General features: G+C 63.4%; 9 protein-coding genes. 2 read left to right on the forward strand and 7 right to left on the reverse strand.

The genetic code is table 11. From position 1 onward, the window contains the following. From ACGLHR_RS49290 to ACGLHR_RS49320, 7 genes are all read right to left on the reverse strand, one after another. The coding region (locus ACGLHR_RS49290; RefSeq protein WP_400103131.1) for a DUF3562 domain-containing protein at positions 1-110 on the reverse strand (110 nt) is incomplete at its 3' end. A 103-nt stretch (positions 111-213) separates the two neighbouring features. Further along, entirely contained in the window at positions 214-717 is a 504-nt protein-coding gene (gene phaP / locus ACGLHR_RS49295; protein ID WP_400103115.1) for a TIGR01841 family phasin, read from the reverse strand. A 317-nt stretch (positions 718-1,034) separates the two neighbouring features. Further along, entirely contained in the window at positions 1,035-1,451 is a 417-nt protein-coding gene (locus ACGLHR_RS49300) for a DUF6538 domain-containing protein (RefSeq protein WP_400103117.1), read from the reverse strand. A gap of 79 nt (positions 1,452-1,530) precedes the next feature. After that, entirely contained in the window at positions 1,531-2,490 is a 960-nt protein-coding gene (locus tag ACGLHR_RS49305) for an AEC family transporter (protein ID WP_400103119.1), read from the reverse strand. A gap of 62 nt (positions 2,491-2,552) precedes the next feature. Then, complete coding sequence (locus tag ACGLHR_RS49310; protein WP_400103121.1) at positions 2,553-3,614, reverse strand: porin; 1,062 nt, start codon at positions 3,612-3,614, stop codon at positions 2,553-2,555. A gap of 294 nt (positions 3,615-3,908) precedes the next feature. After that, positions 3,909-5,321 carry an MFS transporter gene (locus ACGLHR_RS49315; protein WP_400103123.1) on the reverse strand — a complete coding sequence of 471 codons (1,413 nt, stop codon included), beginning with the start codon at positions 5,319-5,321 and terminating at the stop codon, positions 3,909-3,911. A gap of 289 nt (positions 5,322-5,610) precedes the next feature. Beyond that, positions 5,611-6,570 carry a LysR family transcriptional regulator gene (locus ACGLHR_RS49320; RefSeq protein WP_400103125.1) on the reverse strand — a complete coding sequence of 320 codons (960 nt, stop codon included), beginning with the start codon at positions 6,568-6,570 and terminating at the stop codon, positions 5,611-5,613. Positions 6,571-6,683: 113 nt separating this feature from the next. Here ACGLHR_RS49320 and ACGLHR_RS49325 point away from each other — a divergent pair, with 113 nt between their 5' ends. After that, positions 6,684-7,736 carry a Gfo/Idh/MocA family protein gene (locus ACGLHR_RS49325; protein ID WP_400103127.1) on the forward strand — a complete coding sequence of 351 codons (1,053 nt, stop codon included), beginning with the start codon at positions 6,684-6,686 and terminating at the stop codon, positions 7,734-7,736. Between the two features lie 68 nt (positions 7,737-7,804). Further along, on the forward strand, positions 7,805-8,257 hold the full coding sequence (gene aroQ / locus ACGLHR_RS49330) for a type II 3-dehydroquinate dehydratase (protein WP_400103129.1): 453 nt from the start codon (positions 7,805-7,807) through the stop codon (positions 8,255-8,257). Positions 8,258-8,452 lie beyond the last annotated feature (195 nt).

Here is an 8,452-nt window from a genome sequence, read left to right on the forward strand (position 1 = left end):
GTGCGCTTGACGTTTCTGCTAGCGTGGTGGCGTAACGCACCCTTGACTCGCTTCGCGACAAACAGTGGCACATGGTCTTGAATGCGCGCCTCTGCAATGAAGTCCTGCAACGTTTCAACATAGATTTACGCATATCGGCTCCCCTCGGCGAAAAAAAGCGAACCGAAGTTCGCACAAGAAAATTCCGGGGCTGCGCGTGCGCGCTAGGAAATGCTATAGGGCAGGGCCAGCACCTTTGTCGTGGGCCAATTGCTTTGTGGCTTTCTTGGCCGTTTCGTCGGACGCGCCCGCGGGCGTCGAAAAGGCCGATTGCCATGCTGCTAGAACAGATTCGCTTCCAGTGGGCGCGTTCTTCGCGAGGTTTTCGAATAACTCCTGCGCATCGCGCTGACATTGCTGGAGGTGCGCTTGGGCGGCCGCCGAGAATTCACCTTGAATGCTCGACACGATTTCGGAGACCTGGCGGCTGTACGACGCCGCCTTTTCTGCTACGGGCTGCGTCAGGCGCGCAGGCAGGGCAACCCACTCTTGCTGGTTGTTGGCGGAAAGCGTCTTGCTCAGGATTCCCTGATTTTCGGCGAAGGTTGATTTGACTGCTTGCAAATTTAGCTCAGCCAGCTTTTCGATGCCTTCGAAGGCTATGGTCGCCAAACCAAGGAGCCTCTCCACGCCTGCTTTCTGCGCGGAGATGGATTGTTCGGGGATACCAGTGCTCATCACTGCTCCATAGGGTGAGACTGCGAGTGTTCGAGGGGAACTCTTAATCAGGACACGAATAATGCACCGTCCCGGTGAAAATCATTGCTGCGTTGCGGCAAAAATTCATTCTAGGGGCGATTGCTCGAAAGTCAACTGTTTCTCGCGCGGCACGCTTGCGCGCTCGTAATGAAGTCAAGTTTCCGGTTGCCCGGAGAGGGCGTAGCAGATGCCGCCCACGCATTGAACACAATCAACATGTCGTTTTGGTGACAGGTTAGTGCGCGAAGATGCGTCTTGTTACCTGCGCGGAATGCATATGTAAAAGGGGTTACGGGTTAAGCTTGGCGCCGCCCACTGCGTACGCACTTCTGCCGGCTGCCATTCCGTCCCTGGCGCTGAGCGCAGAGTGGACCGAGTAAAGGAGTTTGAAATGCAGGCACAGGCAGCCTTCCCAGCAACACCGGCGTTGCTAACGGCAACATGGCTCGCACTGGGCGCATACCCGTGAGCCCGCCCCCGAGCTGGCGTCGCGCCTGTTCCAGCGTTTCTTCAAACCACACGGCTGCCCTCGCCAGCCGTGTCAGCGCAGTGCGCCGGCAAGGTGTCGCCAGACTTGTCCAGATTTCGCGGGGCAGGATGGCGCGCAAATCGCTGGGTACTGCTCGCCGGAAGTAGAGCTGGCGCGTCGTCTTGCGGGTGGTGAGGTAGGGGTGTGCCATGCTGCCTCCGAGACAAAAATGTAGCAGTCTCATGTAGCAGCCGCAGCCTGGAAAGCCAGGGCTGGCGCGGGTTTGCCAGGCGAGTAGGAGATTTAGCCGACCCGTAAGCGTCTCAGGGGAACGCGTGAAAGGCGCCAAGCAAAAAGAGCAATGCGCTCAACGTGAAGAAGGAAGCGATGGTTGTGATCAGCAAGGTCACTGCGCTGAAATCTTCCTGCCCGTAGGCTTGGCCCAGGGTGGCGTAGATGCCCATCATGGGCATGGCCGCCATCAGCACGGCCGCCGCGCTAAGCGAGCGATCGATCTCGGGCAGCCCGAGCATCGGCAGCATCGTGATCGCCAGGAAAACGCACAACGGATGCAGCACCAGCTTGCCCACGACAATCGGCGCGATCCGCGAGCCGAGCCCACCCATGGGCAGTCCGACCAGCGTTCCGCCGATGACAAACAGGGAGAGCGCACTGCAGGCGGTTGCCAGCGTATCGACGGTGCGGGTGACCGGCGCGGGCAATGTCAAGCCAAGCACCGACACCGCGAGCCCCGCGAGCAAGCCGATGATCAGCGGGTTGTAGATCAGCCGGGCCAGCGATTTGCCCAACGCTTGCCACCGGCCGGCGCCGCCCTGTTTGCGCTCCGCCATGAAGAGCAGGAAGGGAATCACCAGCAGGTTTTCCACCGTCATGTTGAGCGCGAGCGAAACGCCCGCCACCGGCGCCAGCGTCAGCAGGAGGATGGGATAGCCGATGAACCCGCTGTTCGAACACGACATGCCCATCGCATAGAACGCGCTGGTGGCCGGATTCAGCCGGCTGACGCGCCGGCACCAGGCATAACCCAGGCCGATGACCGCCCACGATCCGATGCAATAGGCGAGCAGGTAGCTGACGTTGAGAATCTCGCCAACCTGGCGTTGCGACAGCGCGCGGAATAGCAGCGCCGGCAAAGCCAGGTTGATCACGAATTTCCCAAAGACGCGCATGTCGGCCTTGGCAAACAGCCCGGCGCGGGTCGTCGCGAATCCGATCAGGATGAGAATGTAGATCGGCGCGATGATCGCCAGGATATCGAGCATGCGAGTCTTGTCGGTATTTTTGTCGGTTTATCTGCCTGCCTGCTTATGTCCGGCTACGCGCCTCAGAATTTATGGCGCAGGCCGGCCATGAAGCCCAGCCGGGTCGTGTTGCCGAACATATTGCCGCTGTTGTTGAAGTTCGGCGAGCTGTTCAGCGGGATCCAGGCGCCGCTCAGGTGGGTGTAGTCCACTGCCACATAGACGTCGGTACGCTTGCTGAAGTTGTAGTCCAGCATGCCCGCGGTGGTCATGCGCTTGCCGCTCGCGCCGGCGTGCTTGAGCCAGTCGTACTGGAAGGTGCCGATAAAGCTGAAGGCCTCGGTGATGTTCACGCGCGTGCCGATATAACCCACGTTGTTGCGGTAGTCGGCCACATCCAGGCGGTTGTTGGTATAGCCCAGGTAATACTGCGCGCGCGTGGTCTTCCAGGTACCCCCCAGGCCCCACACGGTTTGCTTGCTGGCCTGCGCGGCCGGCACGGCGCCGAAGAAGGCGGAGGAGACATCGTGCGTGACCTGGTAGACCGCGCCAACCTCGATCGGCCCGGTGCTGTAGACCAGCGAGCCGGCGCTGGCGTTGCTGGCCTTGATGCTGCCCGCGACCTCGCCAAAGGTATAGGCCGCCGCCGCCTGCAGCCCGCCGAACGATTTGATGTACTTGATGGTGTTGTCGTAGCGCAGGCCGGTGTAGTTGCCGCCCTGGTAGCCGACGATGGAGTTGTTGGCAAAGGCCATGGCCTCGTACGAGGACAGGATTTCATGCGCGAGGGTGTACTGCCGGCCAAGGGCGAGCTTGCCGTAGGCGCCGTCCAGGCCAACCACGGCGGTGCGCCCGAACAAGCGGCCGCCTTGCTGGCTGGTGCCGGTATCGGGGGCGAAGCCGGATTCGAGGATGTAGAAGGCCTTCAGGTTGTTGCCGAGGTCTTCGGTGCCGCGCAGGCCCCAGCGGCTGCCGGTGAGTTCGCCATCGGTCATTTCCCACTTGCTGTTGCCGGCGGCGTTCGCGTGGGTGGTGTAGCGGATGGTGGTGTCGACGAGACCATACAGGGTGACGCTGGATTGCTGGGCGAATGCAGGCAGGGCGGCGCTCCCGAGAACGAGCAGGGCGGCGGCTTTCTTGTTCATGTCGATACTCCTCCAGATACTTTTCATGTGGATATCAATATTGATATTGATTTTTTTTAAAACACGGGCTTCGTAATTCGATTGGGCTTTTGTGTTTCGGCGCTTTCGGGGAAACGGGTCCCCTTGGGTGCGATCGCACCGACATCAGGTGAAAGAAGCGTGTCAGGGCCGTGATAGCGCCGATATCGCCAACAAGCGCATATCGGTGACGGGTGACGGGTGACGGGCGACGCCGGGAGAACCGGGCTTCAGAGAGCGCTGGTCCGCGGCGGACCGGCGCTCTTTGTGGTGCGCTCAGGCGGCTGCCCGGGCCACCTTTGCCTCGCCCATGGCCTCGGCGCGCAGCCGGTCGTAGTCCTGCTTGTCCATGGGAGCGGCGTCGGGCTCGCCGAGTTCGCTCATGCGGATGCGGTGGGTTTCCCGGGCACTCAGGGCCGCCAGGGCTGCAACGATCGTCACGGCGAAGGTGATCGCGCCGATCGTCAGCGGGATATTGGCCGATCCCGGAGGCGCCACGGTGGCGAACAGCGCGGGAAGCAAGGCGGTGACGGCGGTGCCGATATTCTGCGCGATAGCCATGGCCGACACGCGGGAGCGCGTCGGGAACAGCTCGGGGAAGAAGCTCGGGAAAATCGCGTTGTAGCCCTGGTAGACGATGCCCCACATCAGCAGCGATGCCACGATGGCAAGCGGCACGTTATGGATGCTGATGGCGTAGAGATAGAGGAAGGACAGCAACCCCGAGCTAAGCGCACCAACGACGATCGGCGGCTTGCGGCCGATCTTGTCGGACAGGTTGCCGACGATCGGAATGACCAGCACCGCGAGAATATTGCCTGCCACCGGAATCCACAGGTAAAGGCTCTTGTCGAAGCCGATGCCGTACGCCGGCTGCACCGCATAGGCCGCGCCGAAGATCGTGGCCACCACCGGGATCACGTTCATCAGGGCCATGCACACCACGCGGATCATGTCGCGCCAGCTGAACTTGAAGGCTTCGATGATGGGCGAACGCACCACTTCGCCAGCCTTGGCTTCCTTGGCAAACGCCGGCGTCTCGGAGACTTCACGGCGGATGATGAAGCCGGCCACCAGCACGAAGGCGCTCAGCAGGAAGGGAATGCGCCAGCCCCATGCATTGAACGCGTCCGACGGCATGTAGTACGCAAGCGGCAGGAAGACCGCGGCGGCCAGGATCTGGCCGGCCTGCACGCCCTGGAGCGTGAAGCTGGCGTAGTAGCCGCGGCGCCCGAACGGCGCGTGCTCCAGGATCATCGAGCTGGCGCCGGAGATCTCACCGGCGACCGCGAAGCCCTGGACCAGGCGAAGGATGACCAGGAGCACCGGGGCGAGCATGCCGACCTGGCTGTAGGTCGGCAGCAGGCCGACTGCCACGGTCGAGAAGCCCATCAGGAACATGCACAGCACCAGCACGTTCTTGCGCCCGTGGGTGTCGCCCCAGTGGCCCAGGAAGAGGGCGCCGATGGGCCGGGCGATATAGCCGACGCCGTAGGTTGCCAGCGAAGCAACGATGGCGACCTTGGGGTTGCCCGAGGGGAAGAAGATCTGGGGGAAGATCAGCGACGCCGCCGTCGCATAGATGAAGAAATCGTAGTACTCGAGTGCCGAGCCGATCCAGCCGCTCGCGGTCGCCTTCTTGGTTTGGCGCTTGCCGTGTAAGTCACGGTCATTGAGGGTAGTAGCCAATTTCGTCTCCAGTAATTGTTGCCTGGAAATTAAGCGATCCCCCGACAGCGGGCAAGGCAAATTCGCGCAATTTGCGCGCTATTCGCGCAGATTGCGCGATTCACGCCCAAAAGCCGGGTTTCTACCAGCGGGATGGCACCCCAATCCGTTGCAAAGAGCGACCGGATCCGGCGTCCGTTCAAGGGGCGCGGCAGCCTCACTGGGGTTGTCTGCTCCATCAGAAAGGTGACGTTGAGCACATGCGGCGAGCGTTGGTGCCCGTTCGCTCCCGTTCCCAACGTGGGGCACGTTACTCTGCTTCGGCTTCCAGGCTGGTTGCCAGCGCGTGTGGTCCTTGCGTCAGCTGCGCTTTGAGGAAATCGATGCAGGCCCGCATCTTGGCGGAGCCTGAGGCGCGCGCGGTGGTTACCGCCCATACGTCGGCCGGCTGGCCGTACGCGGGCAGCACGCGCACCAGTGCGCCGCTGCGGATGCTGCCGGCCACGTCCCATATCGAGGCCATGATGATGCCGTAGCCTTCGTGTGCCCATTGACGCACGATATCGCTGTGGTTGGAGGCCATGGGCCCGGTGATCTTGACGGTTTCCATGCCGTTGGGCCCGGCCATGCGCCATACCCCGAAGCGCTGGTCGCGGTCGCGAAAGGGCAGGCAGTCATGCTGCGCCAGTTCCGCGAGAGTCCGGGGCTGGCCGTGCCGGGCCAGGTAGGAGGGTGCGGCGCACAGGATGCGGCTGCCCGGGGCGATCTTGTGGGCAATCAGATGGGGTTCCTGGACTTCGCCCACGCGGATGTCGAGGTCGAAGTTCTCGGCGATCAGGTCGACGCGGCGGTCCAGCAGTTCCAGCCAGACCTCGAGCGCGGGATGGCGCTGGCGCAGCAGGGATAGCGCAGGGCCGAGGTGGTCGCGCCCCAGCCGCAGGCTGGTGCTGATGCGCAGCAGGCCGCGTGGCTCTGCGCTTGCGCCGCCAACCGCTTCCAGCATGCTTTCGACGTCATCCAGGATTTTCTGGGCCCACTGGAACGCCGCTTCGCCGTCGGCGGTAACGCTGACACGGCGCGTGGTGCGGTGGAACAATTTGACGCCGAGCATGGCCTCGAGCGTGGCGATGCGCTTGCTCACATGCGCGGCGGACAGGCCCATCTCGTTGGCGCCGGCGATAAAGCTGGCGCGCCGGGCCACGGTGCAGAACAGGCGCAGATCCCGCAGGAAGGGGTCATTATTCGCTGATGGGACATTGTGAGTTTCCATATCGCCTGATTATAGTATCGACGTATAACAGTACGCTGTGCTGCGTGGCCGTTGCCCAGACGGCAGGACACCGGGGGTTGCCCCGGCCCATTCATTGTTAGCGGCACAGCAACATGACAAAGCTCAACATCGGCATTGCCGGCGCCGGCCTGATAGGCCGCCGTCATATGGAACTGGTGCAGGCCAGCCCCACCTGCAAACTGATTGCCGTTGCCGACCCCGCGCCGGCGGCGGCTGGCGTGGCGCGCGCCGCGGGGGTGCCCTTGCATGCGTCGCTCGATGCGATGCTGGCGGCGCACCGGCTCGACGGCGTGATCCTCGCCACGCCCAACCACCTGCATGTGGAAGACGCACTGGCCTGCGTGCGGGCAGGCGTCGCGGCGCTGATTGAAAAGCCCGTGGCGCACAGCCTGGAGGAGGGCATGCGGCTGCGCAGCGCGGCCGAGGCGGCCAACGCTACGCTGCTGGTCGGACATCACCGCGCGCACAGCCCGCTGCTGGCCCGCGCGCGCGAGATCGTGCGCGAGGGCGTGCTGGGCACGCCCGTGGCGGTGGTTGGCACGGCGATGTTCTGCAAGCCGGATGACTACTTCGCGGCGGCCCCGTGGCGCCGCCAGCCTGGCGGCGGGCCGATCCTGATCAACATGATTCACGAGATCGGCAATCTGCGGGCCTTGTGCGGCGAGATCGTGGCGGTGCAGGCGATGGCGTCGCACGCCGCGCGGCAATTTCCGGTCGAGGACACGGTGGCGATCAACCTGCGCTTTGCCAATGGCGCGCTCGGCACGTTCATGCTGTCCGATAGCGCGGCTTCGGCGCGCAGCTGGGAGCAGACCTCGCGGGAGAACGCGGACTACGCCAGCTATCCGGACGAGGATTGCTATGTGATCGCCGGCACGCGCGGCTCGCTCGCGGTGCCGACCATGCGGCTCAAGACCTATGCACGCGACCAGGACCGCTCGTGGTTCAAGCCCTTCCAGGCCAGCGTGGTCGAGCTCACGCGCGAGGATCCGCTCGCGCGCCAGCTCGCGCATTTCTGCGATGTGATTCGCGGCGTTGCCGCGCCGCTTGTCACCGTGCATGACGGGTTGCAGAATCTGCGCGTGACCGAAGCCATCGCCGAAGCTGCGCGCAGCGGGCGCATCGTCGAGGTGGTGGACGCCTGAGCCGAGCGTCTTTCAAGCCGGCGGCAACCGGCCGGCGGCAATCAACCAGACCGATCAGAGGAATCTCCATGAAATCCGTACTCGTCCTGAACGGGCCCAACCTGAACCTGCTGGGCACGCGCGAGCCGCAGATCTACGGCTCGACCACGCTCGCCGATGTCGAGGCCAGCCTGCGGCAGCAGGCCGGCCAGCTGGGTTTGTCCCTGGCCTGCTTCCAGAGCAACCATGAGGGCGCCATCGTCGATCGCATCCACGCGGCGCGCACTGAAGGCGTCAGCTTCATCCTGATCAATCCAGGCGCCTTCACCCACACCAGCGTGGCGATCCGCGACGCCTTTGCCGGCGTCGCCATCCCCTTCGTCGAGGTGCATATCTCCAACGTCCACAAGCGCGAGGCGTTTCGCCACCACTCCTACCTGTCGGATATCGCGGAGGCGGTGATGGCGGGGTTCGGCACCCAGGGGTACGGGCTGGCGTTACAGTTCATCGCAGCAAAACTGGCGGCCACGCCGGCCAGATAGCGTGGTGACAGACAGCAAAACAGCCAGGCTTGCACCTGGCTCAGATTGCTGACAAACCTGATGCACAAGCCGAAGCCGCCGAACAGGCCAAAACCGCGCGCCATGACGACGGCAGTCGCTCCCTCTCCCCTCAGGGCTTGGGTGTGCCCACATTTTTTGAACAACTAGCTGTTCTCCCTACACCCATCTCCACCG

This window comes from Cupriavidus sp. CuC1 (assembly GCF_044627735.1).
GTDB lineage: Bacteria > Pseudomonadota > Gammaproteobacteria > Burkholderiales > Burkholderiaceae > Cupriavidus > Cupriavidus ulmosensis.

Bases quoted from the DNA above. Each gene is read 5' to 3' on its own strand.
- phaP (WP_400103115.1), bottom strand. From the start codon at position 717: ATGAGCACTGGTATCCCCGAACAATCCATCTCCGCGCAGAAAGCAGGC.
- ACGLHR_RS49300 (WP_400103117.1), bottom strand. From the start codon at position 1,451: ATGAGACTGCTACATTTTTGTCTCGGAGGCAGCATGGCACACCCCTAC.
- ACGLHR_RS49305 (WP_400103119.1), bottom strand. From the start codon at position 2,490: ATGCTCGATATCCTGGCGATCATCGCGCCGATCTACATTCTCATCCTG.
- ACGLHR_RS49310 (WP_400103121.1), bottom strand. From the start codon at position 3,614: ATGAACAAGAAAGCCGCCGCCCTGCTCGTTCTCGGGAGCGCCGCCCTG.
- ACGLHR_RS49320 (WP_400103125.1), bottom strand. From the start codon at position 6,570: ATGGAAACTCACAATGTCCCATCAGCGAATAATGACCCCTTCCTGCGG.
- ACGLHR_RS49325 (WP_400103127.1), top strand. From the start codon at position 6,684: ATGACAAAGCTCAACATCGGCATTGCCGGCGCCGGCCTGATAGGCCGC.
- aroQ (WP_400103129.1), top strand. From the start codon at position 7,805: ATGAAATCCGTACTCGTCCTGAACGGGCCCAACCTGAACCTGCTGGGC.